The sequence below is a fragment of the Polaromonas sp. P3_B4 genome, from assembly GCF_056402835.1.
Genome location: NZ_JBFUGQ010000001.1, coordinates 905,828 through 932,827, shown reverse-complemented (window position 1 = coordinate 932,827; position 27,000 = coordinate 905,828). Strand labels below are relative to the sequence as shown.

Sequence of the window (27,000 nt, the reverse complement as noted above, 5' to 3'; positions counted from 1 at the left end):
CCCGCGATGAACGCCCCCCTTCCACTCAAGATATCCCGGCAGGCCGCGGCCCACGCCTACGACAACGTGGCCCGCATCAGCAATGAAGTTGCCGGCAGGCTTGCGGCACGGCTGGCCGCCGAAACACAGGGCGAAGTGCTGTTTTCGCCGGCCGACCGGGGCCGTTACGCCACCGACGCCTCCATCTACCAGGTCATGCCTGTGGGCGTGTTTGTGCCGCGCACGGCAGACGACGTGAAGGCCGCGCTGGACATCTGCCGCGACATGCAGGTGCCCATCGTGCCGCGCGGCGGCGGCACCAGCCAGTGCGGGCAAACCGTGGGCACCGGCCTTGTCATCGACTACGCCAAGCATGTGCGCAACATCCTGGCGGTGAACCCGCAAGAGCGTACCGCCGAGGTAGAGCCCGGCATTGTGCTGGACCACCTGAATGCCGCCCTGAAAAAACACGGCCTGTGGTACCCGGTGGATGTTTCGACCAGCGCCCAGGCCACGCTGGGCGGCATGGCGGGCAATAACTCCTGCGGCAGCCGCAGCATTGCCTACGGCAACATGGTGCACAACGTGCTGGGTGCCAAAGCCTGGACATCCGACGGCAGCCTGCTGCAGCTGGGCGCTTACGCCGGCAGCAGCGGCAAGGCACGCGAGCTGGGCAGCCACGTGCGTGCGCTGGCCGAGGAGCTGCACCCCCTCATCAAGCGGCGCTGGCCCAAAGTCATGCGGCGCGTGGGCGGCTACAACCTGGACATCTTCGACCCGCAGAGCGAGCGGCCCTACACCAGCGACGGCTCGGTCAACCTGGCGCATCTGCTCATAGGCAGCGAAGGCACGCTGGCGCTGACCCGGTCGCTGACGCTGCAACTGAGCGAACTGCCCCGGGCCAAGGTGCTGGGTGTGGTGAATTTCCCGACCTTTTACCGCGCCATGGATGCGGCGCAATTCATCGTCAAGATCGGCGAAGGCACGCTCACTGCGGTAGAGCTGGTCGACCGCACGATGATTGACCTGTCGCTGCAAAACCCGGCCTTTGCGCCGACGATCCGCAGCGCGCTGATCGGCGATCCGGCGGCCATTTTGCTGGTGGAGTTTTCGGGTGCCAGCAAGGCCGAGCTGTTGCCCAAGCTCAAGCGCCTGGGCGAGTTGATGGGCGACCTGCTGCTGCCCGACTCGGTGGTGGAGATGACCGAGGACGCACCGCAAAAAAACCTGTGGGAGGTGCGCAAGGCCGGCCTCAACATCATGATGAGCCTCAAGGGCGACGGCAAGCCGGTGAGTTTTATCGAAGACTGCGCCGTGCCGCTGCAGCATCTGGCCGCCTACACCGACGCCTTGACCGAGATCTTCAGGAAGTACGGCAGCAAGGGCACGTGGTATGCCCATGCCTCCGTCGGCACGCTGCACGTGCGGCCCATCCTGGACATGCGACGTGAAGGCGCGCCCAAGATGCGCGCGATTGCCGAAGAAGCCTCCGTGCTGGTGCGCAAGTTCAAGGGTGCCTACAGCGGCGAACACGGCGACGGCCTGTGCCGCGGGGAGTGGATCAAGTGGCAGTTTGGCCCGGAGATCAGCCAGGCCTTCGCCGACATCAAGCAATACATGGACCCGGCGGGCTTGCTGAGCCCCGGACGCATGATCAACCCGCCCAAGATGGACGACACGCGGCTGATGCGGTTTCCGCCGGGCTACCGTGTCATTCCCCTGAAGACCGCGCTGGACTGGCGCGCCTGGGACGTGCAGAACGACCCGGCCACCGAAAGAACCAGCGCACCCGGCAGCGGCGGCGACCCGGCCCGCGGCTTTGCCAAGGCCGTGGAGATGTGCAACAACAACGGGCACTGCCGCAAGTTTGATGCCGGCACCATGTGCCCCAGCTACCGCGTGACACGCGACGAACAGCACCTGACGCGCGGACGCGCCAACACACTGCGCCTGGCATTGAGCGGGCAGCTCGACGGGATGAAGGCCGAAGACGCCTTCACCAGCGAGGCTGTAAAGGAAGCCATGGACCTGTGCGTGGGCTGCAAGGGTTGCAAGCGCGACTGCCCCACCGGTGTGGACATGGCCAAAATGAAGGTGGAGTTTTTGCACCACTACAAGCACAAGCACGGCTACACGCTCAAAGACAAGATGGTGGCGTACCTGCCCGACTATGCCCACTGGGCCAGCCGCCTGGCGCCGCTGCTGAACCTGCGCGACAAGGTGCCGGTGCTGGCGGCCTGGAGCGAAAAACTGATGGGCCTGTCGGCCCGCCGCACACTGCCGCAATGGACGCGCCAGACCTTCTGGAAGCGCCTGAACAAACCCGGCGCGGCGTCGAAAGGAAGCATCACGACCGCCAGCCGCGAAGAGGTGCTGGCCGCCGCACGGCCGGTCGTGCTGTTTGTGGACACTTTCAACGGCTACTTTGAGTCAGAAAACGCACTGGCTGCACTGAAGGTGCTGCAGGCCGCCGGCTACACGGTACATGTGGCGGCGAAAACCGAGGCCGACGGCAAGAGCCTGTGCTGCGGCCGCACTTACCTGGCCAGCGGCATGGTAGGCAAGGCCAGAGCCAAGGCGCGCGAGGTGGTGGAAGCCCTGCTGCCCTTTGCCGAAAAGGGCATCGCCATCGTCGGCCTGGAGCCCTCCTGCCTGCTGACGCTGCGCGACGAGATGCTGGTGATGGGCCTGGGCGAAGCGGCGCACACCATCAGCCGCCATGCACTGCTGCTGGAGGAATTTCTGGCGCGCGAGGCGGCCGACGGCAAACTAGACAAGCTCAAGGGCCGGCTGAAAGCGACGGCCCAACCCATCTTGCTGCACGGCCACTGCCACCAGAAAGCTTTTGGCGCGGTCAGCCCCATCATGGATGTGCTCAAGCTGATTCCCGGCGCAAAACCTGAGCTGATCGAGTCAAGCTGCTGCGGCATGGCAGGAAGCTTTGGCTACGAGGCCAACCACTACGAGGTGTCGATGCAGATGGCCGAGCTCAGCCTGCTGCCGGCAGTGCGCAAGCAGCCCGACGCCATTGTGGTGGCCGACGGCACCAGCTGCCGCCACCAGATCAGGGACGGCGCGCAGCGCGAGGCGATTCACGTCGCGGTACTGCTGGCGCAGCAGCTGCGGGGCTGAAGGCGGCCGCCGCACGGCAGGTTTTCAGCACCCGGAACGCTATACTTTTAATAGCTGCTTGCGCTTTACCCTATTGGGCTACAGCCTGTTTTTGCTTGAATATTCCGGTGCAACACATTTCAGCCACGCAAGCGCCTAGACATGCCCCACCACCATGGGCGCATGCCTGAGGTGAAGCGACAGGCCCAGTGCCGCCATGTGGTTGCCGTTGCGCCCGAGGATGGTTTCGGCCAGCGGAAGGAATTCTTCCTCTTCAAAGCGCGCGTGTTTCAGGTAGGCCTGCACCAGCGCCTCCGCCGCTTGCAGGTCCAGCTCTGCCGGCTGGTTTTTTGCCGCCGCTTTCACTGCGGGTTCGAGGTCTTTCCAGATCGATTCGATCTTGCGGTGCTCGGCCACCAGGCGCTTGATCATCGCGCTGACTTTGTCGGCCTCTTCCCCCTTGGCGGCACTGCGCAACACCGCCGGGAACAACTCATTTTCTTCGTCGGCATGGTGGCCTGCCACCGCGTACTTGAAGAGGCTGAGCGTGTGCGAAGCGACGTTGCGCGCTTGCGCCGCCGCGGCCAGCAAGGCCGGCAGCTCGGCGAAAGCCTGCAGCTGGGACACGATACCGAAGTGGCATTGCGAGAAGCCGGCCAGCGGCATGGTGAGGTCAACCAGGCCCGCAGCGGCGGGAGGCGCGGGCAATTCCCCACTGTGGTAGCTGACGTGATGGATGCTCATGGATCTTTCCCCTGGTTAACGGATGCACCCTGCCGGCCAGCCGACCCGGCAACAACCGGGAAGAGCCGGGAAGAGCCGGGAAGAGCCAACCGGACACCGTGCAGCCAGTTTGACTATAGGGAGGCGATCAGGGGCGCTGTTGATCCAGATCAAACAGCCGCCGGTTCCCCCAAAGCCCGTGTCAGAATATCCGGAAATTTATTCCAACAGGGAGGACTTGATGAACCATTTGTGGACGCGCATCTGTGCGCTGGCGGTTGTGCTGTCTTGCGGTGCTGCGATGGCGCAGCCGATGTCGAAAGACGAAGCCGAAAAAATCTGGGCAGAAGCCCGTACAGCAGCCAAGGAAGGCCCGCAGGATATTGCCCTGGCCGACCAGGCGGTGCTGAAGCTGCCGGCCGGCCGCATTTTTGTGCCGCAGCCGCAGGCCGCCAGGCTTCTCAATGCCATGGGCAACCCCGGCAAGGATTCGCGGCTGCAGGGCCTGGTGTTTCCGGCGGCCAACGACTCCTGGTTTGTCACGGTGCGCTTTGAGTCCGCAGGCTACGTGAAAGACGACGACGCCAAGGACTGGAACGCCGACGACCTACTCAAAAGCTACCGCGAAGGCACAGAGGCCTCGAACAGCGAACGCAAGAAGATGGGTTTTCCTGAAATGGAAATTGTCGGCTGGGCCGAAAAACCGGCCTACAACGCCGCCACCCACCGGCTGGTGTGGGCCATGTCCAGCAAGGACCGCGGCGCAGCGCCCGATGCCGCGCAAGGGGTGAACTACAACACCTATGCGCTGGGGCGTGAAGGTTACTTCAGCCTGAACCTGGTGACGGCGCTGAATGATTTGCCGAAAGACAAACCCGTCGCCGCGGAGCTGCTGTCGGCCCTGCAATACAACGACGGCAAACGCTACGCCGATTTCAATTCCAAAACCGACAAGGTGGCCGAATACGGCCTGGCCGCGCTGGTGCTGGGCGTGGCCGCGAAAAAACTCGGCTTCTTCGCCGTCGCCGCGCTCTTTTTTGCCAAATTTGCCAAGGTGATCTTTCTGGCCGTGGCGGGGTTTGGCGCGGTGTTCCTGAAATACTTCAAGCGCAAACCGGCTGCAGCGCCCATGCCGGTCGCGGCCGCCGAGCAGGAGACGGTTCCTGCCGCATTCGGCAGTGCGGCAAACGCGCCAACCACCCCGGCAAAACCTCCCGCACCGCCCACCGCCTGAAAAGCACCTTCGCGTGACGAAACTCCTGCTGCTGCTTTTCACCGGCGCCAAGTTCGGCAAGTTGCTGCTCACGGGCGGCAGCATGCTGATTTCGGTGTTTGCCTACGCGCTGTTGTTCGGCTGGCGCTACGCGGTGGGTTTTGTGGCGCTGCTGTTTGTGCATGAAATGGGCCACTACATTGCGGCGCGGCAGCGCGGCCTCAATGTGGGCGCGCCCACCTTCATTCCGTTTGTGGGCGCCTGGGTAGAGCTCAAGGACATGCCGCATGACGCCGAAACCGAAGCGTATGTAGGCCTGGGCGGCCCGCTGCTGGGCACGATAGGCGCGCTGGCCTGCTATTTTCTGGCGCGCGACCAGGACAGCAATCTGCTGCTGGCGATTGCCTATTCCGGCTTTTTCCTGAACCTCTTCAACCTGATTCCGCTGTCGCCGTTTGACGGAGGCCGCATCACCGCGGTGCTGTCGCCGCGCATCTGGTTTCTGGGGGTGCCGGTGCTGGTGGGCCTGTTCTTCTGGCGGCCCAGCCCCATGCTGATCCTGATGGCGCTGCTGGCCGGGCCGCAGCTGCTGAAGGCCATACGCTACAAATCAGACAGCGAAGAGGCGAAAACCTATTACGCCACCAGTGCGGCCACGCGCTTTGAATACGGCTTTTATTACCTGGCCCTGGCGGCGTTTCTGGCGGTAATGACGCATGACGTGCATGAAATGCTGCGCGGCGTCAGCGGCATCCGGTAAATCGGGCTGAATGCGCGGCTCGTGTCAGTCCGGCACAAACTTCGCGTTGAAGGTCGCCTCGTCTTCGGGCAGCTCCAGCGTCACCAATTGCCCCATGCGCATGTCGGCGAGGCGGCAGGCGCCGAACAGGCTGTATTTGCCCTTGAGCCCGTAGCTTTCCATGTCGATCAGCATGAAGGAGTGCGGCACAAACACCTGGTGCAGAAAAATCGTACGGTGCCGGTTGCGCGGCGACGGAAAGAGCTTGTATTGCTCGGTGGTGATGCTTTGTGCTGCTGCCATGGTGTGGGTGAGTGAGGGCGGTCGGGGGCTGTCCGGTGTAATGCGTTAACCCTGACTGTAAGCTCTAGCCTTGCAGAGACCTTGCCGCGGCCCTGTTTTTTGCCCACTTATGCCCCAATACCCATGACAGAGCGTCACCCAACCCCCGGAAAAGAAGAAATTGCCCTGCTGGAGCCGTTCGACCGGTTGAGCCTGGGACAGATCCAGGTGGTGGCGACACCGGCCCAGGCCGCCGCAGCGCTGCAGGCCCTGGCTGGCGCCACGGTGCTGGGCTTTGACACCGAGTCGAAACCGACCTTTGCCAAAAACGAGGCCTCTGAAGGGCCGCACATCGTGCAGCTTTCGGCGCTCGACAAGGCCTGGATCTTCCAGCTCGAAGACGCCGAATGCCGCCGCGTGGTCGGGCTGCTGCTGAGCTCGCCTGCCATCATCAAGGCAGGCTTCGGCCTGGGGGACGACCAGCGCCGCATCATCCGCAAGCTGGGCACAGACCTGCAGGGCGTGCTGGACCTGAACGTGGTGTTCCGCGAGCGCGGCTACCGCAAGGACATGGGTGTGCGCGGCGCCGTGGCCGTGATGTTCAACAAGCGCTTCCTCAAGTCCAAGAAGGCCGCCACCTCCAACTGGGCCAATGAAAGGCTGACGGAAGCGCAGATCATTTATGCGGCCAACGATGCCTATGGCGCGCTGCGGGTGTACAAAGCGCTGGGGCTGGGGTAAGCGCGGCCGCAATACGCTACCAAATTGATAGCTGGCTGCGCTTATCCACAAAGGGTTTCAACCGCTTTTTACTTAAAAACCCTGACGGCGAAAATTGTCTTTATCTTTAGAAGGAAACAACCATGAAAACACTGCTCCCCCTGCTCGCCTGCGTCCTGATGTCCGGCTGCGCCGCCGAACTGGTCAGCGTCAATGACAAACTGATTGTGGTCAAAGCCCGCCCGTCGAAACTGGGCGAAGCCACCGACATCGCTGAAATGGAATGCCAGAAGCGCGGCCTGCACGCCCGGCTGGTGACAAAGCCGACCCCCGAGCAGTACGGGTTTGAGTGCGTGCGCTGAGCCACGCATCCACGCTGCAAATCGAAGAAAACGAGGAGATGGCATGCAACAACTTCTGAAGTTCTGCAGGATCTTTTGGCTGCTGCTGCCCGTGCTGGTGTGGCCCGGCGGCGCCGCGTGGGCGGCCGACATTCATGTGATGACCTCGGGCGGCTTTACCGCCGCCTACAACGAGCTGGTGCCGGCCTTTGAGCGTGCAACCGGGCACAAAGTCATCACGGCGTATGGCGCTTCCATGGGCGACGCACCGGATGCCATTCCGAACAGGCTGGCGCGCAAGGAGCGGGCCGACATCGTGATCCTGGCGGCGCCGGCGCTGGATGCGCTCATCAGCCAGGGCAAGGTGCAAGCCGGCAGCCGGGTGGACCTGGTGCGCTCCCTGATCGGCATGGTTGTACGCGCAGGTGCGCCCAAGCCTGACATCAGCACGGTCGACGCGCTCAGGCGCACGCTGTTGGACGCCCGGTCCATTGCCTACTCGGCCAGCGCGAGCGGTGTCTATATCTCGACCGAGCTGTTCCAGCGCCTGGGAATTTCCGCGCAGGTTGCGGGCAAGAGCACCAAAATACTCAGCGAGCGGGTGGGCACCGTGGTGGCCCGCGGCGATGCCGAACTGGGCTTCCAGCAGGTCAGCGAACTGCTTCCGGTTCCGGGCATCGACTACGTGGGGCCACTGCCGGATGAAGTACAGCGCGTCACCGTGTTTTCAGCGGGCATTGCCACCGATGCTGTCGAGCAGGATGCCGCACGTGCATTGATTCGTTTCTTTACCACTGCGGCGGCCGCGCCCGTCATCCGGAAAACCGGGCTGGAACCCATTACGCCTCGGTAATAGCGGGTATCAGGGGTAGTAGAGTTGCTCCAGCCGCGCGGCCTCGGTGTAGATCGACGGCAGCGTGATGTTGCGGGCACGCAGGGCGGCAGCGCGCAAACCCACGCTGTAGCGCGCGTCCTGGCCCGGAAGCGGTGGTGCACTGGCGGGTTTTGCCTTCAGCCAGGCCAGGGCGTCGGCGGCAGCGATTTCCCCCATCGACTTGGCGGACGGCGCCACACTGAGCCCCCCGCCCTGCTGAACGTATTCAATATCGACCCCCAGCGGCAAGGGCGCGGCATTGGCTTCGAGCCACTTGATCACCTCGGCATCGGGCACCACGCCGGCCGCTGCGGGCCCGGCACGCAAACTGCCGTGCGAGAGCACCAACACCACATCGGCCTTGCCGTCCATGGCCTTGGTGGCAGCCTGCCAGGCGGGCAAATCGCCCAGTGTGTGGGTAGCCACCACGCTGTGCGGCGCCCAGTTGAAAGCCTCGACCTGCCTGAGCTGACCCTGGCTGGTGGGGCCGGCGTCGCCCAGCACCGCCACACGTACGGGCTGGCCCTTTTTGACGTGCTGCAGCAAGTCGCGCATGGCGGCCAGCGGCAGGCGCTCGGCGACACCGGTGACGTTGGCTGCGCCCACGTAGCCGTACTCTGCGGGCTCATGGTCTATGGCGGCGAACACCACCCTGGGACGGCCCTGCCCGGCGAAGCGGCGCATCACGTATTGCTGGGCTTCGTCGTCTACGGCAATCACCAGGTCGGGGTTGAACTGCTCAATGGCGCGCAGGCCTTCTTTTGCGGCGTCCTGGCGATGGTCTTCATCGGGAAGGCGGTCTATGCCGAGGTAATGCCAGCGAACAGTCAAGGGCTGCCTGTTTTTGTCCAGGACATGGCGTATGCCTTCGTCCATCTTGCCGACGGTGGTGGAGCTTCGGTCCGAGCTGTGCAGCACCAGCACCCGCGGCTTGGACAGGTTGAACATGCCCAGCAGCAGCAACGCGACAAGAAGGGCCGCACCCGTCAGGACGGCGAGGGTTCCATTTTTCATACCAGGCCCAGCCATTCCCAGTAAGGGATCGAGAGATAGGCCGCCAGCAGGCGCGCCAGGTTCATCCAGTGGTTATAGCGCAGGAAATCGGTGTGTTTGTAGTAGCGGTCCAGCCCGCTGCCCATGACCTGCAGGTACTGCGAGCTTTGGTAGGGCATGAACCAGATGTCGCTGAACATCGCAGTCAGGAAGACCACGACCCAGGGGTTGATGAACTGCGCCTGCCCGATCGGCAGAAGGATGACCGCAGCCACGATCATGCCGGCGGTGATCGGCAGCACCAGGCGCAGCAGCAGCGTGACCACCAGCGCGACCGGAATGAACCAGACCATTTTGCCGCCGACGAAATCAAACATGTTGCCCGCCGAATGGGCCAGTGCGGTGTCCAGCCCCAGGTAGCTGATGGCGCGGCTCAGGCCGTCGAGGCTGAGCAGAAAGAAAATCATCGGCCAGTCGATCTTCTGCTGGAAGTCTTTCTTGCTCAGCAAGCCCATGAGCAGCAGGCCCACCAGCAAAAAGGCCGCCAGCCACGCAGGAGAAATCTGGTGCCAGCCGGCGGTGCCGGCGCCCAGCAGGAAAAACAGGAAACCGGTGAGCGCGGCTTTTTCGGGCCGGGTGACGTCGCCCAGCAAGGCCAGCTGGCGCTTGAGCCTTTCCTTGGGCAAAGCGGCCTGGGCCGTGCGCCCAAAACACAGGCGCACCACCACCAGGTGCATGGCCGTGACAGTGAGCGCGGCCACGCCGGCAGCGGCAAACCAGAACAGGCCCTGGAACTGGTCCTGCAGTTGCACGGGCAGCATGCCGAAAGCCGTCAGGTTGGACGACTTGCTGGTCAGCAGCATCGGCGAGAACAGCATGGCGCCGGAAAACGTGGCGGCCATCAAGGCCGTGGCGGACTTGCTGTGCGCCGGCAGGTTGAGGCCTTCGATCATGTCGCGGTAAAACGGCAGCACCAGCGACAGCCGCGCATTGCCAGAAGGCATGATGGGCGACAGCAGGTAACCCGACAGCAGCAGCGCCGCCTGGTGCCAGAACGGCGTGTCGGGCAGGCGTATCAACAACCACAGCATGAAGCGGTAGCTCAGGCCCGAGGCGGAAATCACGGCGGCCAGCGCATAGACACCGACCAGCGTGGTGAGCGTTCGCGACGAAAACCCCGCCAGTGCGACTTCGTAGGGCACAAGGCCCACGATCAACACCGCGGTAATGGCCACCAGCGGCGGCACGAACTCATCGGCCAGGTTGAACAGCCACATCAGCACCGTGGCCGACAGGATGGCCAGGAACAACGAGGCCTCTACCACCAGCCCGGCCATGCCGGAAAGGAAATAAATCGCGGGCGGCACCAGCACCACACCCAGCCAGCCGACAAGCTCGCGCCGGGAAATGGGTTTGGCCGGCTTTTTGGCGGCGGGCTTGCCGGGGGCCGGCGCAAGAAAGGACTCGCCGCCCACATAACCCATCAGCGTCAGCCAGGCCTTGTTGCGCAAGGCGGGCGATTTTGCAACCAGCTCGGCCAGGGCGTCGCGCGGAACCTGCACCGCCCTGACCCGCGTGGCGGCCGTGACGCTGCACAGATAATTGGCCGTGTCGCAGGCGGCTTCTTCACCGCAGCGCATACCGGGCAGCACCACAGTACGGCCGGCCGGCGTGGTCAGCTGCAGCTCGCCGGCTTCGATCACGTATAGATATTCGGCCGGCGCGCCTTTCTCGTATAGCGTGTCGCCGGCGGCGAATTCGAGCGTGTGCAGGCTGCCGAGCAGGCGTGCAAGCTGGCTGCCGGACAGGTCGGCGAACAGCGCGTCGCCACGCAAAAGCGCCAGGATGTCGGCGTCGGGGATGGCAGCGGAAATGACGGAGGAAACAGGCATGGATTCCCGGACCTACAGTGAGGTGACGGTAAGAATCCGCAGGGGCATCGGCATGGAACCTCCTCCTTTAGCTATTGTATTGATAGCTGCTTGCGCCCGGCTTGATTGGCCTGCAGCTGTTTTCTGCCATTAAATCACCGTTTCCCCGAAAACGGCCGCCGGAAAACCCTAGGAGACCACTGCGCCGTGGCCACTCGATATGACCGGAAGGCTTGCGAGCTTCTTCAGGCCTTAAAAATCCCCACTGCCGCCACTGGCCAGGCTTTCGAACTTGGTAATGCGATTCAGGAAGGCCAGCTTGACCGTGCCCGTCGGGCCGTTACGCTGTTTGCTGATGATGACCTCGGCGACACCGGGCTCCTTGCAGGCCTCTTTGGTGTAGTACTCGTCACGGTAAATGAACATGATGATGTCGGCGTCCTGCTCGATGGCGCCGGACTCGCGCAGGTCGCTCATCATGGGGCGTTTGTCGGTGCGGGACTCGACGCCGCGGCTGAGCTGCGACAACGCGATCACGGGGCACTGCAGCTCTTTGGCCAGCATTTTCAGGCCACGTGAGATTTCGCCGACGGCCGTGGCGCGGTTCTCGTCTGCCATGCCGCCGGATACGCTCATGAGCTGCAAATAGTCGACCACGATCAGGCCGAGCTTGCCGCACTGGCGGGCCAGGCGGCGGGCGTTGGCGCGCAGCTCGCTCACCGTGAGGCCGGGAGTCTCATCGATGTGCAAAGAGACGGTGCGCAGCTTTTCAATGGCCTCGGTCAGGCGCGGCCATTCTTCGTCCGTCAGGGCACCGGTGCGCAGATGGGTCTGGTCGATGCGGCCGATGGAGCCGACAATACGCACGGCAAGCTGCGAGGCGCCCATTTCCATGGAGAACACGGCAACGGGCAGACCTTCGAGCAAGGCAACGTTTTCGGCGATGTTGATGGCCAGTGCAGTTTTGCCCATGGAGGGGCGCGCCGCCAGAATCACCAGGTCACCAGCCTGGAAGCCGGACGTCATGCGGTCCAGGTCGTAGAAGCCCGTGGGCACGCCGGTGACATCCTGCGGGTTCTCGGCCATCTCGGTGACGCGATCGAGCAGGCTCACGACCAGCGTATCCATGCTCTGGAAGCCTTCTTTCATGCGCGAGCCCTGCTCGCCGATCTTGAAGATCTTCTGCTCTGCTTCGTCGAGGATGGTCGCGACGTCTTTGCCCTGCGGGTTAAAGGCGTTGGTGGAAATCTCGTCCGAGGCGGACACCAGTTTGCGCAGGATGGAGCGCTCGCGCACGATTTCTGCGTAGCGGCGAATGTTGGACGCGCTAGGAACGTATTGCGCAAGGGAATTGAGGTAGCTCAGGCCCCCTACTTCGTCGGCCTTGCCCTGGTTTTGCAGGTGCTCGTACACCGTAATGATGTCGGCCGGCTTGGAGGCGTTGATGAGCGCGCCCACGGCGGCATAGATCAGCTTGTGTTCGGAGCGGTAGAAGTCCTGGTCGGTCAGCAGGTCGCCCACACGGTCCCACGCGCCGTTGTCGAGCAGCAGGCCGCCCAGCACGCTGGATTCACCCTCGATTGAGTGCGGCGGAATGCGCAGCTGGGCGATCTGGCGGTCGGGGCTGTAGCCGGGATCGTCATAGGTGGAAAGTACGGCGGACATGGGTTTCCTTGAGAGACTGAAATACTAAGCCCGCTACGAAAAACCGCTGTGGACAAAGTTGTGAATAAGCGTTGGAAATTCGGTGTAAATACACCCGGAGCTTGTGTATAGCCAATCGATATGAACAGCCATGAAAAAAGCCGCTCGGCGAGCGGCTTTTTTGCGGAGGGCGAAAACGCTTAAGCGGTTTCGCCGTACACGGTGACGGTGATGTCCACTGCCACGTCGGTGTGCAGGGCAACGGTCACGGCGTGGTCGCCAACAATCTTCAGCGGACCGTTAGGCATGCGGATTTGCGACTTCAGCACAGGGAAGCCCTGCTTGGTCAGCTCGGCCGAGATGTCATGGTTGGTGACGGAGCCGAACAGGCGGCCGTCAACACCGGCTTTTTGCGTGAGCTTGACGGTGGTGCCGCCGAGCTTTGCGCCCTGGGCCTGCATTTCGGCCAGCTTGGCTGCTGCAGCTTTTTCGAGTTCGGCGCGTTTGGCTTCGAATTCGGCCTTGTTGGCTTCCGTGGCGCGGCGTGCGCGGCCCGAAGGGATCAGGAAGTTGCGTGCATAGCCGTCTTTGACCTTGACGATTTCGCCGAGGTTACCGAGGTTCACGACTTTGTCGAGCAGAATAATTTGCATGGTCGTGCTCCTTACAGGCTACGGTGCTGGTCGCTGTAAGGCAGCATCGCGAGGAAGCGAGCGCGCTTGACGGCGGTGTTGATCTGGCGCTGGAAAATCGCGCGCGTGCCGGTCAGGCGAGCGGGGATGATTTTTCCGTTTTCGGCTACGAAATCGCGCAGGGTGTCGATGTCTTTGTAGTCGATTTCTTCAACGCCAGCGGCTGTGAAGCGGCAAAAACGCTTGCGCTTGAACAGCAGTGATTGGGTATTGCGCTTGGGGCGCTTGTCTTTGTTGAAACGTTTTGGTCCGGGCATGATGGACTCCTTAAATGGGGTTCGGTATTTGCTCTACCTTGTGCAGAGCCTGGATATGAAAAACAACACCTTTGCTGGTGCGCGCATTGATGAGAAAACCGGTGAACCTGAAGGGTTTGCCTAGCGGGGATTTGGCTGATTGCTCAGCCAGCGCTCCGAAGGCCACCGCCCTTACCGTCAACTTGACCTGTCTGGTGACTCCGGCTTCGACGATTTCGGACTCGTGTTCGAGGACGAAATTGGCGGCGGGGATTCCAGCGGGCGTGTAGCGAAGAGGACTTGCCTCGGCGATACAGGCGGTCAGTTCAACGTGGTTCACTGCGGGCTCTTGCTCAAAAGCAGATGCGCAGCAGCGAGGCGTTCAACAGCATGGTGGCTATTAAGCCGCATACTCCTGCTGTTGGGCCTTACGGGCTTCTTCCCTCTCGACGTTGCGCATCATGAGGGACGGGCCGGTTTCGGCTTTCTTCTTCACCACGGTCAGGTGGCGCAGCACGGCATCGTTGAACTTGAACGCGTGTTCAATTTCTTCCATCACGGCCTGGCTGGCTTCGATGTTGATGCAGAGGTAGTGGGCCTTGGCCAGTTTCTGGATCAGGTACACCAGCTGGCGGCGGCCCCAATCTTCGACACGGTGCACTTTGCCACCGCCGGCGGTGATCATGCCCTTGTAACGTTCCAGCATGGCTGGGACTTGCTCGCTTTGATCCGGATGGATCAGCAAGACGATCTCATAGTGACGCATAAACTCTCCTTGTGGTTAATTGAAGCTGCCCCAGCGTCGTTAAGGGTGCAGCAAGGCGAAGCCCATGATTATAGCCTGAAGACTTGTTCGGATGCCAGTTTGGCCTGGCCAGCGACCTGCAAACCCAAGAAATCGCAGCTTTTGGGGTAGTTTCCCCCTGCTTCAAAGCGCTGGCACCAGCACCGGGCACAGCCGGGTAGAACCCACGCAATGACCCATGCAATGAAGCTCTTTGGCTGATTGTTACTGCGTGTTAATCTCCCGCCAGATCCGGATGCGCTGGACTACAACCATCCCGCACCCGCCTACCTACGCCGTCGACATGCAACTGCCTCACGCGCCAGCAAGCCTTTCAGGCCGGCATGCGACCTATGCGGTCTGGCTGGTATACGGCCTCCTGTTGCTCTGCCTTGGCCTGATTTTCAAGCCCTTTTTCCCTCTGGACAGAGGATGGCTGGGTCATGACTACTCGCTGATGTTGCCCAACTGGCTGGATGGGCACATCTGGTTTTCCACGAACGGATTGAGCACCCCATGGTTTACACCGTCATTCTGTGCCGGTCAGCCCTTTTTTCCTGATCCGCAGTCCGCTTTTTATTCGTTTCCACAGTTACTGGCCATATTGGCCGGACCGATCAACGCCGCATATCTGTTGCTGTGCCTGAGCGCGAGCCTGATGTTCTGGGGCGGTTATCTGCTGGCGCGCAAGGTCTTTTTAACCGGGCCCCTGGCGGCAGTATTGGTGGGCGGCTTGCTGATGTTCAACGGGTTTCTTCCACATCGGATCATCATCGGGCATGTCGGCTTCCATGGGCTTGCCCTGGTGCCTTGGCTGGCCTTACTGCTCCTGCTGCCTATCCGCTCGCGACTCGATCAGGCCGGGATATCAGTGCTGGCGGGGGTTGTGCTTGCCTATTGGGTGCATTCCGGCCTCAGCACTCTGATGCTCGCGGGGGGCCTCGCTGTTTTCGTGATCGGTCTGCTGCATTGCATGAACGCCGGTGACCTCCGGCAGTTTATGGCGAGGGGATTGATTGCCAGCGTCGTCGGCTTGGCGCTTTCGGCGTCCAAGCTGATGGCAACCTTTTCCTTTCTTGCCCTTTTTCCTCGTACTTTTTATCCGCTGCCGGGCGCACCTTCATGGCATGAAGCGGCGGGAATGACCGTCGCAGCACTTTTTCTGGAGTCCCAGCAGGCCTACCAGATCGGCAAGGCTTCCATGACCAACCTGCAGGCCACGCAATCGCCGCACGAGTGGGCCTTCAACTTCGGGATGGCGAGCGCCGTTTTACTGGTTTGCCTTATGGTTGACAGGATTCGCCGAGCAACAACGGCATTTCGGCTTCCGGGCTGGCGTCAATTTCTGTTGGGCTCTGCCTTGCTGCTGAGCCTGGCCGTGCCTTTGGCACTTAACTACTTTGATCCGCGGTGGAATGCCTTCCTGAAGACGCTGCCCATCGTCAACTCGGCCAGCACGCTGGTACGCTGGCTGGTGGTGTACATCACCATTTTCGCCGTCGGTATGGGCTTGCTGCTGCAACGCGCGACCTGGAAACGCTGGAAAAGCCTGGCCGTGGCAGCCTGCCTCACGGCAACAGTGGCGCAGTCAGCGCTTGAAGGCCGGGAGTTCTATTCGTGGCAGGGATATGACCCCCGCAGTGTGGTAATCGCTGAAAAAAAATTACGGGACGGCACATTTGCCGCTGGAATCCGGGAACTCGGAAGCCGTGCAGACATGCAGACCGAGACGGGCATTCTGCAAGTGACATCCAACAACCTCCTGGCTGCAGGCAAGTCGGCGCTATTTTGCTATAACCCCGTTTTCGGCTACAGCCTGGAGAAATTCTCAGCAGAAGGCCTGACAACAGGGCCAGTTCTTGCCGAGCACAACGGTTTCCTGAACCTGAAAAACCCGGCCTGCTACGTCTACCCAAAAGAAAACAACTGCAAACCAGGCGATCTTTTCCGTGCAGATCAACGCGAGGAAGCCCAGAAATTCGCAAACTACAAGCCATTTGCTTTCAATTTCTCGGCACGCCAGGAAATGGCCAACCGGCTGTCGTATATCGCCTGGGTCTCGTTTGGGCTGCTCATGCTGGGATGGCTGGCTGCTACGCTTTGGCGTTGGCGCACGGCGCCCCGACAATCCAGGCAGCCAAACCACGTGGCTTGAGCTTTTTCAGAGACGTTTCAGGTCCGGATAGCGAATGTATTCCACCAGTTCCTGGACTTTCTGGCTGGGTGGCGGGGTGAGCAGGCTCACCAGCACAATCACCGCAAAACCGACCGGAACGCCGAAAAGCCCGGCCGAAATCGGGTCTATGCCCCACCACAGCTGCACCGGCGAGGTAATGCCGAAGGTGGCGCGCAGCCAAGCTTGGTTGGTGAACATGTAATACGAGGTTACGCCAAGGCCCGACACCATGCCCAGCACGGCCCCGATGCCGTTGGCGCGCTTCCAGAAGATCCCCAGGCTGAGCGCCGGGAAGAACGAGGCGGCGGCAAACGAGAACGCGGCCGACACCAGAAACAGGATGTCCGCCGGCTTTTGCGCCGCCACATAGGCCGCCAGCAAGGCCACGATCAGCAGCAATATCTTGGACACCGTCACCCGGCTCACCGTTGATGCATTGGGGTCGATCATCTTGTAATAAAGGTCGTGGCCCAGCGCATTGGCAATCGTCAGCAGCAGGCCGTCGGCGGTGGAAAGCGCGGCAGCCAGCCCACCCGCCGCCACCAGGCCTGAAATCACATACGGCAAGCCTGCCAGCTCGGGCGTCAGCAGCACCACAATATCGCCGCCTATGTTCATCTCATTGAGCTGCAGGATGTTGTCCTTGTTGATATCGGTGACCGACAGCAACGAAGGGTCCACCCTCGTCCAGGAATGCACCCAGGCGGGCAGCTGGTCAAACGGCATGCCCACCAGCACGGTGAATATCTCGTACTTCACCAGCACGGCCAGTGCCGGTGCGGTGAAATAAAGCAGGAAGATACAAACCAGCGACCAGGTGACTGATTGCCGCGCTTCCCGCACACTGGGCACGGTGTAATAGCGCATGAGGATGTGCGGCAAGGCCGCCGTGCCCACCATGAGGCAAAAAACCAGCGCCAGAAAATTGCGGCGCGAAGTGTCGTAAGTCTCCTGCTCTTTCGGGGTCCCGTCCGGGTTGCCTGAGAACTGGGCCGCGTGGGCGGGCATGCCGTTAAGCGGCTGGGTTTTGACGTCCGCAGCGGCCCTGGCCGCCGTCCAGGCCTTGACGGCTGCGGCCTCGTCCCGGGGCATACCGGCCATCGCCCTGGCGGCCGATGAAATTTCAGCCACGGATGCATTGCCGCTTTTGAGCTGCTCCATTCGTTTGGCGGCGGCCAGCTTGTCGGCGGCCAGCGACTCGGCGGGGTGCTCCAGCCTGCCCGACAGCGCTTCCGAGCGCTGCCGGAACAGCTCGCGCACCTGCAACTCTTTGGGGTCGGCCGTCAGCTCTTTCTCCTTGGCCGTGACCTTTTCAAGCTGAAAGCCATAAACCAGTTGCGGTACCGGCACGCCCGTCTGCTTGACCGACAGCCAGATCACCGGAATGAGATAGGCCACCACCAGGATGATGTACTGGGCCACCTGCGTCCAGGTCACCGCGCGCATGCCGCCCAGGAACGAGCACACCAGAATGCCGCCCAGCCCCAGGAAGATACCCAGCTCGAACGCGATGCCGGTCAGGTAAGAGGTGATCAGGCCGACGCCGTAAATCTGCGCCACCAGATAGGTGAAGGAACACAGAATAGCCGCCGCCACGCCGATGAGCCGCGGCAGGCGCCCGCCGTAGCGCTCTCCCAGAAAATCCGGAATGGTGAACTGACCGAACTTGCGCAGGTAAGGCGCCAGCACCAGCGCCACCAGGCAGTAGCCGCCTGTCCAGCCCATGATGAAGGCCAGCCCGCTGTAACCCGTGAGGTAAAGCGTTCCCGCCAGGCCAATGAAGGAGGCCGCCGACATCCAGTCGGCGCCGGTGGCCATGCCGTTGTAGACCGCCGGCACGCGCCGCCCCGCGACATAGTATTCGGAGGCGTCGGTGGTGCGGCTCATGACGCCTATGCCCGCATAAAGGCCGATGGTGGCCAGCAAAAAGGCCGTACCTATCCAGAGGCGCGGCAGGCCCGCACGTTCCAGAAGCGCCAGGACGACCACAAACACCACCAGGCCCAGCGTGTACCAGCGGTAGATGCGGTCCAGCTGCTTTTTGAACTGCTGGCTCGAGAGCATGACCCCGTCGCGCGAACCAAAAAAGCCGCCCATTCAGTCCTCGTCCGCCACGTCATGCTCGATGTCGAGCCGGTTCATGTACCAAGCATAAAACCCGACAATGAGGCAATACACCACCAGGGCGCCCTGCGCGCCCATCCAGAAGCTGAAAGGCCAGCCAAAAAAAGTGAAATTCAGCGCCCGCGCGAAGTAGCTCACGCCGAACGTGACACTGAACCAGATCAGGAGCAGCGCAGCCGTCACAACCAGGTTCTTGCGCCAGTAACGGCGGTGACTCTCAGTGGGCTGCATGGGCTGCCTCGCCGGTGACCGCAAAAACGGCCTCGTTCTCGCGCTCGAACTGGGCCGCCACACGCGGCTCAAAGCGACTCAGGTGTGCAATCACCTTGCGCGCCTTGGCGGGCTGGCCCAGCGCCACCCACACCTGCGCGAGCCGATACCAGCCGTAAGGGCTCAAAGGCTGCAGGGCTGTGTTCTTTTTCAGGGCCTCGGCGGCTTCCTCAAACCGGTGCGCGTGAATGTGCACCAGCGCCAGGCCATACCAGGCCTGGTCCAGGCGCGCGTCCAGCACCACCGCGCGTTCAAAGGCCGGCCCGGCCTCGTCATGGCGCTCCGCCTGCTGCAACACGTAACCCAGGTTGAACCAGCCTGCCGCCTGCCCGGGCCTGACAGCGGTCAGTTGCCGAAGGCTGGCAATGGATTCCTGCGTGAGCTGGAGCTGCGCCGCCACATGGCCGCGGCTGGCCAGCGCATAAGGGTCTGCGGGGCGCAATTGCAGCATCTGATCAAAGACGGCCAGCGCGGCAGACCGTTTGGCGCAGGCGAGCAAAAGCAGTGCACGTGTTTTCAGAAAACCATATTGGAGGGTGTTCCTTATTTGCCCTATTTGCACAGCGCCACTCCGATCTCCAGGCAGATGCGGATTTTGGCAATGGCAGCGGCAGCCCACACCAGCAGCAGCACCAAAAAAGCCACCAGCGGCAGGTGACGGTCCATCACCACCTGCGGAGATATCCAGCGTGCTGCCTTGACCCAAGGCAAGCCCACCAGCTGGAGCACACGATAAAACGGATTGCTGCCCTTGGCTGCGCCTGCCAGCAGGCCTACCGCCCATTGGCCGGCCAATGCAAGCAGAGCGATTTCAGTGAGCAGTTTGACGGTAGTGGCGACGGCAAGCATGGCTCATGGCAAACAGATGAAGGGATTAAGGGATGAAGGCAACAATTCCGATTGTCATCGGAGGCCTTGCCAATTGGCTTACCGGTAAACCTTCTGCCACCGGGGGTTTTCCCGTGGTCATCCAGTTGAAGCGCGCGAAAAAAATGCGCTGCGGATCTCTCCACAGCGCACCGTTTCAATTCATGTCAGCCGTCTTCAGTTGGCCAGTTGCTTCCAGGTGGCGATCACCGTATCAGGGTTCAGCGAGATGGAGCCAATGCCCTCGTCCTTCAGCCACTGCGCAAAGTCCGGGTGGTCGCTGGGGCCCTGGCCGCAGATGCCGACGTATTTGCCTTGCTTGCGGCAGGCCTGGATGGCCCGGCTCAGCATGGCCTTGACAGCAGGGTCGCGCTCGTCGAAGTCCTGGGCCAGGATGTCCAGGCCCGAATCGCGGTCCAGGCCCAGCGTGAGCTGGGTCAGGTCGTTCGAGCCAATCGAGAAACCATCGAAGAATTCAAGGAACTCATCGGCCAGGATGGCGTTGCTCGGCACTTCGCACATCATGATCACGCGAAGGTCTTTTTCGCCGCGCTTGAGGCCGTGCTGCGCCAGCAGGTCCGTGACCTTCTTCGCCTGGCCCAGGGTGCGGACAAACGGCACCATGACCTCAACGTTGACCAGGCCCATGTCGTCGCGCACGCGCCTGAGCGCTTCGCACTCCATCGCAAAAGCTTCACCGAAATCAGGGCTGAGGTAACGCGATGCGCCGCGAAAACCAAGCATCGGATTTTCTTCTTCGGGCTCGTAGCGTGAGCCGCCGATCAGCTTGCGGTATTCGTTGGACTTGAAGTCCGACAGACGCACGATCACCGGCTTGGGCCAGAAGGCCGCTGCGATGGTGGCCACGCCTTCGGTCACCTTGTCGACATAGAAGGCACGCGGCGAGGCATGGCCGCGTGCCACGCTTTCCACCGCCTTTTTCAGGTCGGCATCCACGTTGGGGTAATCAAGAATCGCCTTGGGGTGCACGCCGATGTTGTTGTTGATGACAAATTCCAGCCGTGCCAGGCCAACGCCGTGATTGGGGATCTGGCAGAAATCAAACGCCAGCTGCGGGTTGCCGACATTCATCGTGATCTTCAGGTCGATAGGCGGCATCTCACCGCGCTGCACTTCCGTCACTTCGGTCTCCAGCAGGCCGTCATAAATGTTGCCGGTATCGCCCTCAGCGCAGCTCACGGTGACGAGCATGCCGTCCTTCAGCGTTTCGGTGGCGTCGCCGCAGCCGACCACGGCCGGGATACCCAGCTCGCGCGCGATGATGGCGGCGTGGCAGGTGCGCCCGCCGCGATTGGTCACGATGGCACTGGCGCGCTTCATCACCGGTTCCCAGTTCGGGTCAGTCATGTCGGTCACCAGGATGTCGCCGGCCTGCACCTGGTCCATGTCCTTGATGTCGTGGACGATGCGGACCGCGCCTGTACCGATCTTCTGGCCAATCGCCCGGCCTTCCGCCAGCACGGTACCGGTACCCTTGAGCTTGTAGCGCTGCTCTGCCTTGCCCTTGGACTGGCTCTTGACGGTCTCGGGACGCGCCTGCAGGATGTAGAGCTCGCCGTCGATGCCGTCCTTGCCCCACTCGATGTCCATCGGGCGGCCGTAATGCGCTTCGATGATCAGCGCATAGCGGGCGAGCTGCTCAACGTCGGTGTCGGTCAGTGAATAGCGGTTACGCAGCTCGGTCGGCACATCAGTGGTCTTGACCAGCTTGCCGCCGGCTTTTTTCTCGTCGGCGCTGGTGAACTCCATCTGCAGCAGCTTGCTGCCCAGGTTGCGGCGAATGACGGCGCGTTTGCCCGCTTTGAGTATGGGCTTGTGCACGTAAAACTCGTCGGGGTTGACGGCGCCCTGCACCACCGTTTCACCGAGGCCGTAGCTGGAGGTGATGAACACCACGTCTTCAAAGCCGCTTTCGGTGTCGATGGTGAACATCACGCCGGCTACGCCCTTGTCGCTACGCACCATGCGCTGGATGCCAGCGGACAGCGCCACGTCGGAATGGGCAAAGCCCTGATGCACCCGGTAGCTGATGGCGCGGTCGTTGTACAGCGAGGCGAACACCTCTTTCATCTTGTGCAGCACGTCCTCGATGCCGACGACGTTCAGGAAGGTTTCCTGCTGGCCGGCAAACGACGCGTCCGGCAAGTCCTCTGCCGTGGCGGATGAGCGCACCGCAAAGCTGGCCTGGGCATTGCCGGCGCTGAGGGCGGCAAAACTGTCGCGAACGGCTTTTTCCAGATCGGCCGGGAAAGGCTGGGCTTCAACCAGCTTGCGGATTTTGGCGCCGGCTTCGGCCAGCGCGCGCACATCATCGGTGTTGAGCGTGTCCAGCACGCCGTTGATTTTTTTGTCGAGGCCGTCATGCGCCAGGAACACGCGAAAGGCGTGGGCCGTAGTGGCAAATCCGGTGGGAACACGAACCCCGTTGGGGCCGGTCGGCAGTTGCGAAATCATTTCGCCGAGGCTGGCGTTCTTGCCGCCGACAGACTCGACGTCTGTCATCCTCAGGTTTTCAAACGGTACGACCAGGGCGGTCGCCTCAAACAGCTTGGACATGAAAATACTCCGGGAGGTTTAAAAACCGTGGAATTCACCATGCGCGGCAAGCAACCTTGTTGTTGTTGGAAGGGGTTGTGGCGGGGCATGATGTGACAAACTGGATAATTGCCACGATTGTAGGGGCCTCGGGCCCGGCGTGCCGTGTCAGGCTTTCACCCGGCTTTCAACCAGCGAAACCCTTATTTTCCTTCCCTGTCCCTCATTTATCCCCTTCCCATGTCCCAACGCACCGTGTTTTTCATCTCCGACGGCACCGGCATTACCGCGGAAACCTTTGGTAACGCCATCCTGGCGCAGTTTGAATTCAAGCCGCGCCACGTGCGCCTGCCTTTTATCGACAGCGTGGACAAGGCCCACCAGGCGATCCGGCAGATCAATCACACCGCCGAAGTCGAGGGCAAACGCCCCATCGTCTTCACGACGCTGGTGAACATGGAGATCCTCGCCGTCATCAAGGCCCACTGCAACGGCATGCTGCTGGACATGTTCGGCATGTTTGTGGCGCCGCTGGAGGGTGAGCTGGGCATCAAGTCCAACCACCGGGTTGGCCGGTTTTCAGATGCCTCCAAGAGCAAGGAATACGACGACCGCATCGAGGCGATCAATTTCTCGCTGGCGCATGACGACGGCCAGAGCAACCGCGACCTGGCCGGTTCGGACGTGATCCTGGTGGGCGTGAGCCGCAGCGGCAAGACGCCGACCTCGCTCTATCTGGCCATGCAGTACGGCCTGAAGGCCTCCAACTACCCATTGATCCCCGAAGATTTCGAGCGCCGCCAGCTACCGCCGGCGCTGGTGCCACACCGCAAGAAGATCTTCGGGCTGACCATCGCGCCCGAGCGCCTGGCGCAGATCCGCAATGAACGCCGGCCCAACTCCAAATACGCCAGCCTGGAGAACTGCCGCGACGAAATCCATGAGGCCGAGGCCATGATGCGGCGCGAAGGCATACGCTGGCTGTCAACCACCACCAAATCGATTGAAGAGATCGCCACCACCATCCTGCAGGAAATCCGGCCCGAGCGGCTGGAGTACTGAGGCGGGGCCCGGTACATCCCATGCCTCTGCACGCGATGCACAAGGTGAGCCCGTTTTTTCCCGGGGATCGGGTGAGTTGCTACTGATTTGATAGCTGCTTGCGCCCGCCCCTATTGGCCAGGAAGCATTTTTTAGCGAAAAATAGAGCCCTGGGCCTGGTTAAAAATTTCGCATGAAATCAGCCGTTAACCCAATCCCGACGCGCGCGAGCAGCTATCTTTTTTATAGCGGCGCCGGGTCAGCCCAGCACCGCCACACCCTTGACCTGGGCGTACACACGGCTGCCGGGCTGCAATTGCAAGGATTCCGCTGATTTTTGGGTGAGCCGCGCCAGCAGCGCGCTGCCGCCGGCGTCCAGGCCGACCATCACCTGTCCCGGGCTGTCGGCTGAAAGGCCGGTGACGGTGACCGCAAAGATGTTCTGCACGCTGGTGCCCTCCTGGCGCTCCAGCGTCAGGCTCACGTCACGCGCCTGGATGCGCACGCGCACGCGCTGGCCGACCTGGAGGGTAGGGTTGAGCAGGCTGATGCGTCCACCGGGAAACTCGGCATGGCTCATGTGCCATTCAGGCTCGACGGCGCTGATCACTGCATCCATCACCGCGGCCGCGGCGTCGCCGTGCGCCAGCGGCAGGTCCAGCCGCGTCATCAGCTCGCGCGTGGGGCCTGAGGCCGTGACGCGGCCGGCATCCAGCAGCACCAGGTGGTCGGCCAGCCGGGCGATCTCATCGGGCGCGTGGCTGACGTAGAGCACGGGCATGTCGAGTTCGTCATGCAGGCGCTCCAGGTAGGGCAGGATTTCGGCCTTGCGGGCGATGTCCAGCGAGGCCAGGGGCTCGTCCATCAACAAAAGCTGCGGGCTGGTGGCCAGCGCGCGCGCGATGGCCACGCGCTGGCGCTCGCCGCCCGAAAGCGTGCCGGGCATGCGCCGCATCAGTTTTTGCAAGCCCAGCAATTCAATGGCATGTTCCAGCGAGATGCGGCGCTGGCCAGCCGGCACGCGCCGCTGGCCGAAATCGAGGTTGCGGTGCACGTCCAGGTGGGCGAACAGGCTCGCTTCCTGGAACACATAGCCCAGCGGCCGCTGATGCACCGGCAAGAAGACGCCGGCCTTGTCGTCTTGCCAGACTTCGCCATTGACCGAGAGATGGCCGGCCGCCGCCCGCTCCAGTCCGGCAATGCTGCGCAGCAGGCTGGTTTTGCCCGAACCCGAGGGACCGAAGATGGCCGTGACGCCGCGCCCCGGCAAGGCCAGCGACACGTCGAGCGAGAAATCGGTGAAGACACGATGAAACGAGGCGGAGATGCCGCCTTCGACAAGGCTGGCTGGCTTCATGCGCCCTGCCCTTTGCGCCGGCCCGGCTGCAGGGCATTGAAGGTATAGAGCGCCAGCAGTACCAGAAAGGAAAACACCAGCAGGCCACCGGCCAGCCAGTGCGCCTGGCTGTATTCAAGCGCCTCCACATGGTCGTAGATCTGCACCGACATCACGCGTGTCTTGCCGGGAATGTTGCCCCCCATCATGAGCACGATGCCGAACTCGCCCACCGTGTGCGCAAAGCCCATGACGGCGGCCGTCAAGTAGGCGGGCCGTGCCAGCGACAGCACCACGCTGAAAAAAGTGTCCAGCGGCGAGGCGCGCAAGGTGGCGGCGGCTTCCAGCGGCCGTTCGCCAATCGCCTCAAAGGCGTTTTGCAGCGGCTGCACGACGAAGGGCATGGAATACAGCACCGAACCCACCACGAGTCCGGCAAAGGTAAACGGCAGCACGCCCCAACCTAGCGATTGCGTGAGCTGACCAACCGGGCCGTTCGGCCCCATCAGTACCAGCAGATAAAAGCCCAGCACCACCGGAGGCAAGACCAGCGGCAAGGCCACCAGCGCACCCACCGGCCCTTTGAGCCACGAACGCGTGCGCGCCAGCCACCAGGCCAAGGGCGTTCCGGCCAGCAGCAGCACCACGGTGGTGGTGGCGGCCAGCCGCAAGGTCAGCGCCAGCGCCTGAAGGCTTGCATCGTCGAGCATGGTTCAGTGCCGCCTCTATGCCGCTTCTATGCCGCGTTCAGGGCTCGTAGCCGAAGGAGCGAATCACCGCCCTGGCCTTCTCTGTTTTCAGAAAAACCATCAGCTGCACCGCGGCCTTATTGTCTTTGGCCTTGGCCAGCAGCACCGCGTCCTGGCGGATCGGACTGTGCAGGCTGTCGGGAACAATCCAGGCCGAGCCCGACCTGATTTTTCCGCCTTCGTAGACCTGCGAGAGCGCGATAAAACCCAGCTCCGCATTGCCGGTGGAGACAAAGCTGAAGGCCTGGCCGATGCTTTCGCCCTGCACCAGTTTGGGCTCCAGGACGACTTGCAGGCCGAGCTTGTTCATCGTCTCAACCGCGGCAGCGCCGTAGGGCGCGAGCTTGGGCGCGGCAATGGCGATCTTTTTAAAGTCGCCCTTTTTCAGGACCTCGCCCTGCGCATCGACCACGCCGGGCTGGGCCGACCAGAGCACCAGCTTGCCAGTGGCATAGGTAAAGCGGCTACCGTTCACGGCCACGCCCTCTTTCTCCAGCTTCGCGGGGGTTTCGTCGTCAGCCGCAAGAAACACTTCAAACGGCGCGCCATGGATGATCTGCGCATAAAACTTGCCGGTAGCGCCAAAGGTCAGCACGGCTTTGTGGCCGGTGTCTTTTTCAAAGTCCGCAGCAATCAGTTTCATGGGCGCGGTGAAATTGGCGGCCACCGCGACCTGGACATCATCGGCCAGTGCGGCGGCCGATGCCAGCACGAGATACAGACCCGGCAGCCAGCGCGACGCAGTTTTGAACATGATGAAACTCCGATGATGAAAGATGGGAGACGACAGTGAAGGAGGCGAAGATGCGTTTGAAGGAAAGCCACTCCTGCCGATTCGCTATTCTATTTTAGAATAGCGATACCTGTCCCGAGGCTCCCATGAAAAAAGCCGTCACTTCCTCGTCCGCTGCTCCCTCCTTCGCCAGCGCCTTCAGCCACGAGCCGGCCGACAAGCGCATCGAGATCCTGCGCCTGGTCGGCGAAAGCGGTTCGATCTCGCAGGCGGCGCGGCAGGCCAAGGTCAGCTACAAGGCCGCCTGGCAGGCCATCGACACCCTTACCAACCTGGCCGGCGTGGCGCTGGTGGAGCGCGCCGTGGGCGGCTCTGGCGGTGGCGGCGCCACCCTGACGCCGGCGGGCCAGAAGCTGCTGGCAGTGGCGGGCCTCTTGAGCGAAACACGTAGCCAGGTGCTGGCGGGCTTCAAAGCCAATGAACTGCTGCTGCCCCGCGCGCTGCCGGTACTGTCCAGCATGAGCGTGCGCACCAGCATGCGCAACCAGCTACCTTGCCAGGTCGACAAGCTGGAGGTGCGCGGCCAGATGGCACGCGTGCATCTGACGCTGGCCGGCGGGGCGATGCTGGTATCGCGCATTACCAAAGCCAGTGCCGAATTGCTGGGCCTGCAAAAAGGCCAAACCGTGTTGGCGCTGTGCAAGGCCACGGCGGTGACCGTGACGGCGCAGTCACCTGCGGCCGCCGCGGTGCCAGGTGTGCAAGGCCTCAATGGCCAGGCCGTTCGCATCAGCCGGGGTGCTACAGGCGATGAAGTGTCGCTACAACTTGATGGTGGTTTGCAGCTGGTGGGTTTCGCAGCGGCCGGCAGCGGACTGAAGACCAAGGCCCTTGTCCAGGCCTTGATCGACGAATCCGCTGTGGTGATTGCTCTGTCGACCTGAGT

Annotated in this window: 26 protein-coding genes; 9 read left to right on the top strand and 17 right to left on the bottom strand. The window is 62.2% G+C overall.

From position 1 onward, the window contains the following. The first annotated feature begins 6 nt into the window (after window positions 1-6). Complete coding sequence (locus AC1DVV_RS04580) at window positions 7-3,111, top strand: FAD-binding and (Fe-S)-binding domain-containing protein (RefSeq protein ID WP_477707118.1); 3,105 nt, start codon at window positions 7-9, stop codon at window positions 3,109-3,111. A gap of 135 nt (window positions 3,112-3,246) precedes the next feature. Here AC1DVV_RS04580 and AC1DVV_RS04575 read toward each other — a convergent pair whose 3' ends face one another. After that, the gene (locus tag AC1DVV_RS04575) at window positions 3,247-3,834 is read right to left on the bottom strand and encodes a hemerythrin domain-containing protein (protein WP_477701891.1); all 588 of its coding nucleotides are present in this window, start codon (window positions 3,832-3,834) and stop codon (window positions 3,247-3,249) included. Window positions 3,835-4,054: 220 nt separating this feature from the next. Between AC1DVV_RS04575 and AC1DVV_RS04570 the strand changes: the two genes are divergently transcribed. Both AC1DVV_RS04570 and AC1DVV_RS04565 read left to right on the top strand, forming a co-directional pair. Then, entirely contained in the window at window positions 4,055-5,047 is a 993-nt protein-coding gene (locus AC1DVV_RS04570) for a DUF2167 domain-containing protein (RefSeq protein ID WP_477707117.1), read from the top strand. Window positions 5,048-5,060: 13 nt separating this feature from the next. Then, window positions 5,061-5,786 carry a site-2 protease family protein gene (locus tag AC1DVV_RS04565; protein ID WP_457278775.1) on the top strand — a complete coding sequence of 242 codons (726 nt, stop codon included), beginning with the start codon at window positions 5,061-5,063 and terminating at the stop codon, window positions 5,784-5,786. Between the two features lie 24 nt (window positions 5,787-5,810). Here the strand turns inward: AC1DVV_RS04565 and AC1DVV_RS04560 are convergent, their stop codons facing one another. Next, window positions 5,811-6,068, bottom strand: coding sequence for a hypothetical protein (locus AC1DVV_RS04560; RefSeq protein WP_457278776.1), 258 nt, complete (start codon window positions 6,066-6,068; stop codon window positions 5,811-5,813). A 123-nt stretch (window positions 6,069-6,191) separates the two neighbouring features. Between AC1DVV_RS04560 and AC1DVV_RS04555 the strand changes: the two genes are divergently transcribed. The 3 genes from AC1DVV_RS04555 to AC1DVV_RS04545 all read left to right on the top strand — a co-directional run bounded on the left by AC1DVV_RS04555 (window position 6,192) and on the right by AC1DVV_RS04545 (window position 7,961). Further along, entirely contained in the window at window positions 6,192-6,788 is a 597-nt protein-coding gene (locus tag AC1DVV_RS04555; RefSeq protein ID WP_457278777.1) for a 3'-5' exonuclease, read from the top strand. 122 nt (window positions 6,789-6,910) lie between these two features. Beyond that, a complete protein-coding gene (locus tag AC1DVV_RS04550; RefSeq protein ID WP_457278778.1) occupies window positions 6,911-7,129 on the top strand; it encodes a hypothetical protein in 219 nt (72 codons plus the stop codon). A gap of 43 nt (window positions 7,130-7,172) precedes the next feature. Beyond that, entirely contained in the window at window positions 7,173-7,961 is a 789-nt protein-coding gene (locus tag AC1DVV_RS04545) for a substrate-binding domain-containing protein (RefSeq protein WP_477667141.1), read from the top strand. Between the two features lie 9 nt (window positions 7,962-7,970). Here the strand turns inward: AC1DVV_RS04545 and AC1DVV_RS04540 are convergent, their stop codons facing one another. From AC1DVV_RS04540 to rpsF, 7 genes are all read right to left on the bottom strand, one after another. Beyond that, the gene (locus tag AC1DVV_RS04540) at window positions 7,971-8,996 is read right to left on the bottom strand and encodes an ABC transporter substrate-binding protein (protein ID WP_477701887.1); all 1,026 of its coding nucleotides are present in this window, start codon (window positions 8,994-8,996) and stop codon (window positions 7,971-7,973) included. Then, on the bottom strand, window positions 8,993-10,867 hold the full coding sequence (locus AC1DVV_RS04535; RefSeq protein ID WP_477707116.1) for an SLC13 family permease: 1,875 nt from the start codon (window positions 10,865-10,867) through the stop codon (window positions 8,993-8,995). The genes AC1DVV_RS04540 and AC1DVV_RS04535 overlap by 4 nt, the downstream gene beginning before the upstream one ends. Before the next feature lie 231 nt (window positions 10,868-11,098). Further along, a complete protein-coding gene (gene dnaB / locus AC1DVV_RS04530) occupies window positions 11,099-12,511 on the bottom strand; it encodes a replicative DNA helicase (RefSeq protein ID WP_457278782.1) in 1,413 nt (470 codons plus the stop codon). 179 nt (window positions 12,512-12,690) lie between these two features. After that, window positions 12,691-13,143: a 50S ribosomal protein L9 gene (gene rplI, locus AC1DVV_RS04525; RefSeq protein ID WP_457278783.1), complete on the bottom strand. Its 453-nt coding sequence runs from the start codon at window positions 13,141-13,143 to the stop codon at window positions 12,691-12,693. Between the two features lie 11 nt (window positions 13,144-13,154). Continuing rightward, window positions 13,155-13,439 carry a 30S ribosomal protein S18 gene (gene rpsR, locus AC1DVV_RS04520; protein WP_077592883.1) on the bottom strand — a complete coding sequence of 95 codons (285 nt, stop codon included), beginning with the start codon at window positions 13,437-13,439 and terminating at the stop codon, window positions 13,155-13,157. A gap of 10 nt (window positions 13,440-13,449) precedes the next feature. Further along, window positions 13,450-13,758: a primosomal replication protein N gene (priB, locus tag AC1DVV_RS04515; protein WP_457278784.1), complete on the bottom strand. Its 309-nt coding sequence runs from the start codon at window positions 13,756-13,758 to the stop codon at window positions 13,450-13,452. Between the two features lie 60 nt (window positions 13,759-13,818). Next, a complete protein-coding gene (gene rpsF, locus AC1DVV_RS04510) occupies window positions 13,819-14,184 on the bottom strand; it encodes a 30S ribosomal protein S6 (protein ID WP_007871089.1) in 366 nt (121 codons plus the stop codon). 322 nt (window positions 14,185-14,506) lie between these two features. Between rpsF and AC1DVV_RS04505 the strand changes: the two genes are divergently transcribed. Beyond that, on the top strand, window positions 14,507-16,357 hold the full coding sequence (locus AC1DVV_RS04505) for a hypothetical protein (RefSeq protein WP_477707115.1): 1,851 nt from the start codon (window positions 14,507-14,509) through the stop codon (window positions 16,355-16,357). Window positions 16,358-16,363: 6 nt separating this feature from the next. On the opposite strand, the gene AC1DVV_RS04500 is transcribed toward AC1DVV_RS04505, so the two are convergent. The 5 genes from AC1DVV_RS04500 to ppsA all read right to left on the bottom strand — a co-directional run bounded on the left by AC1DVV_RS04500 (window position 16,364) and on the right by ppsA (window position 22,216). Beyond that, window positions 16,364-18,475, bottom strand: a complete 2,112-nt coding sequence (locus AC1DVV_RS04500; RefSeq protein WP_457278786.1) for a sodium:solute symporter family protein — start codon at window positions 18,473-18,475, stop codon at window positions 16,364-16,366. Next, entirely contained in the window at window positions 18,476-18,733 is a 258-nt protein-coding gene (locus tag AC1DVV_RS04495; RefSeq protein ID WP_457278787.1) for a DUF4212 domain-containing protein, read from the bottom strand. It lies immediately after the preceding gene. After that, window positions 18,720-19,223, bottom strand: a complete 504-nt coding sequence (locus tag AC1DVV_RS04490; RefSeq protein WP_477701883.1) for a tetratricopeptide repeat protein — start codon at window positions 19,221-19,223, stop codon at window positions 18,720-18,722. Before AC1DVV_RS04490 ends, AC1DVV_RS04495 begins: the two co-directional genes overlap by 14 nt. Window positions 19,224-19,324: 101 nt before the next feature. After that, window positions 19,325-19,621: a hypothetical protein gene (locus AC1DVV_RS04485; protein ID WP_457278789.1), complete on the bottom strand. Its 297-nt coding sequence runs from the start codon at window positions 19,619-19,621 to the stop codon at window positions 19,325-19,327. Between the two features lie 195 nt (window positions 19,622-19,816). Beyond that, on the bottom strand, window positions 19,817-22,216 hold the full coding sequence (ppsA, locus tag AC1DVV_RS04480) for a phosphoenolpyruvate synthase (protein ID WP_477667136.1): 2,400 nt from the start codon (window positions 22,214-22,216) through the stop codon (window positions 19,817-19,819). A gap of 219 nt (window positions 22,217-22,435) precedes the next feature. Between ppsA and ppsR the strand changes: the two genes are divergently transcribed. Then, the gene (ppsR, locus tag AC1DVV_RS04475) at window positions 22,436-23,257 is read left to right on the top strand and encodes a posphoenolpyruvate synthetase regulatory kinase/phosphorylase PpsR (RefSeq protein ID WP_457278791.1); all 822 of its coding nucleotides are present in this window, start codon (window positions 22,436-22,438) and stop codon (window positions 23,255-23,257) included. A 238-nt stretch (window positions 23,258-23,495) separates the two neighbouring features. Here ppsR and modC read toward each other — a convergent pair whose 3' ends face one another. Genes modC through modA form a run of 3 tightly spaced genes read right to left on the bottom strand, consistent with a single transcriptional unit; the run spans window position 23,496 to window position 26,075 of the window. Further along, on the bottom strand, window positions 23,496-24,593 hold the full coding sequence (modC, locus tag AC1DVV_RS04470) for a molybdenum ABC transporter ATP-binding protein (protein WP_477701882.1): 1,098 nt from the start codon (window positions 24,591-24,593) through the stop codon (window positions 23,496-23,498). Next, on the bottom strand, window positions 24,590-25,282 hold the full coding sequence (gene modB, locus AC1DVV_RS04465) for a molybdate ABC transporter permease subunit (RefSeq protein ID WP_477701881.1): 693 nt from the start codon (window positions 25,280-25,282) through the stop codon (window positions 24,590-24,592). Before modB ends, modC begins: the two co-directional genes overlap by 4 nt. Window positions 25,283-25,319: 37 nt before the next feature. After that, the gene (gene modA / locus AC1DVV_RS04460) at window positions 25,320-26,075 is read right to left on the bottom strand and encodes a molybdate ABC transporter substrate-binding protein (protein ID WP_477701880.1); all 756 of its coding nucleotides are present in this window, start codon (window positions 26,073-26,075) and stop codon (window positions 25,320-25,322) included. A gap of 125 nt (window positions 26,076-26,200) precedes the next feature. Between modA and AC1DVV_RS04455 the strand changes: the two genes are divergently transcribed. Continuing rightward, on the top strand, window positions 26,201-26,998 hold the full coding sequence (locus AC1DVV_RS04455) for a TOBE domain-containing protein (RefSeq protein WP_477701879.1): 798 nt from the start codon (window positions 26,201-26,203) through the stop codon (window positions 26,996-26,998). Window positions 26,999-27,000 lie beyond the last annotated feature (2 nt).

Bases quoted from the DNA above. Each gene is read 5' to 3' on its own strand.
- AC1DVV_RS04580 (WP_477707118.1), top strand. From the start codon at position 7: ATGAACGCCCCCCTTCCACTCAAGATATCCCGGCAGGCCGCGGCCCAC.
- AC1DVV_RS04575 (WP_477701891.1), bottom strand. From the start codon at position 3,834: ATGAGCATCCATCACGTCAGCTACCACAGTGGGGAATTGCCCGCGCCT.
- AC1DVV_RS04570 (WP_477707117.1), top strand. From the start codon at position 4,055: ATGAACCATTTGTGGACGCGCATCTGTGCGCTGGCGGTTGTGCTGTCT.
- AC1DVV_RS04560 (WP_457278776.1), bottom strand. From the start codon at position 6,068: ATGGCAGCAGCACAAAGCATCACCACCGAGCAATACAAGCTCTTTCCG.
- AC1DVV_RS04555 (WP_457278777.1), top strand. From the start codon at position 6,192: ATGACAGAGCGTCACCCAACCCCCGGAAAAGAAGAAATTGCCCTGCTG.
- AC1DVV_RS04550 (WP_457278778.1), top strand. From the start codon at position 6,911: ATGAAAACACTGCTCCCCCTGCTCGCCTGCGTCCTGATGTCCGGCTGC.
- AC1DVV_RS04545 (WP_477667141.1), top strand. From the start codon at position 7,173: ATGCAACAACTTCTGAAGTTCTGCAGGATCTTTTGGCTGCTGCTGCCC.
- AC1DVV_RS04540 (WP_477701887.1), bottom strand. From the start codon at position 8,996: ATGAAAAATGGAACCCTCGCCGTCCTGACGGGTGCGGCCCTTCTTGTC.
- AC1DVV_RS04535 (WP_477707116.1), bottom strand. From the start codon at position 10,867: ATGCCTGTTTCCTCCGTCATTTCCGCTGCCATCCCCGACGCCGACATC.
- dnaB (WP_457278782.1), bottom strand. From the start codon at position 12,511: ATGTCCGCCGTACTTTCCACCTATGACGATCCCGGCTACAGCCCCGAC.
- rplI (WP_457278783.1), bottom strand. From the start codon at position 13,143: ATGCAAATTATTCTGCTCGACAAAGTCGTGAACCTCGGTAACCTCGGC.
- rpsR (WP_077592883.1), bottom strand. From the start codon at position 13,439: ATGCCCGGACCAAAACGTTTCAACAAAGACAAGCGCCCCAAGCGCAAT.
- rpsF (WP_007871089.1), bottom strand. From the start codon at position 14,184: ATGCGTCACTATGAGATCGTCTTGCTGATCCATCCGGATCAAAGCGAG.
- AC1DVV_RS04505 (WP_477707115.1), top strand. From the start codon at position 14,507: ATGCAACTGCCTCACGCGCCAGCAAGCCTTTCAGGCCGGCATGCGACC.
- AC1DVV_RS04500 (WP_457278786.1), bottom strand. From the start codon at position 18,475: ATGGGCGGCTTTTTTGGTTCGCGCGACGGGGTCATGCTCTCGAGCCAG.
- AC1DVV_RS04495 (WP_457278787.1), bottom strand. From the start codon at position 18,733: ATGCAGCCCACTGAGAGTCACCGCCGTTACTGGCGCAAGAACCTGGTT.
- AC1DVV_RS04490 (WP_477701883.1), bottom strand. From the start codon at position 19,223: ATGCTGCAATTGCGCCCCGCAGACCCTTATGCGCTGGCCAGCCGCGGC.
- AC1DVV_RS04485 (WP_457278789.1), bottom strand. From the start codon at position 19,621: ATGCTTGCCGTCGCCACTACCGTCAAACTGCTCACTGAAATCGCTCTG.
- ppsA (WP_477667136.1), bottom strand. From the start codon at position 22,216: ATGTCCAAGCTGTTTGAGGCGACCGCCCTGGTCGTACCGTTTGAAAAC.
- ppsR (WP_457278791.1), top strand. From the start codon at position 22,436: ATGTCCCAACGCACCGTGTTTTTCATCTCCGACGGCACCGGCATTACC.
- modC (WP_477701882.1), bottom strand. From the start codon at position 24,593: ATGAAGCCAGCCAGCCTTGTCGAAGGCGGCATCTCCGCCTCGTTTCAT.
- modB (WP_477701881.1), bottom strand. From the start codon at position 25,282: ATGCTCGACGATGCAAGCCTTCAGGCGCTGGCGCTGACCTTGCGGCTG.
- modA (WP_477701880.1), bottom strand. From the start codon at position 26,075: ATGTTCAAAACTGCGTCGCGCTGGCTGCCGGGTCTGTATCTCGTGCTG.
- AC1DVV_RS04455 (WP_477701879.1), top strand. From the start codon at position 26,201: ATGAAAAAAGCCGTCACTTCCTCGTCCGCTGCTCCCTCCTTCGCCAGC.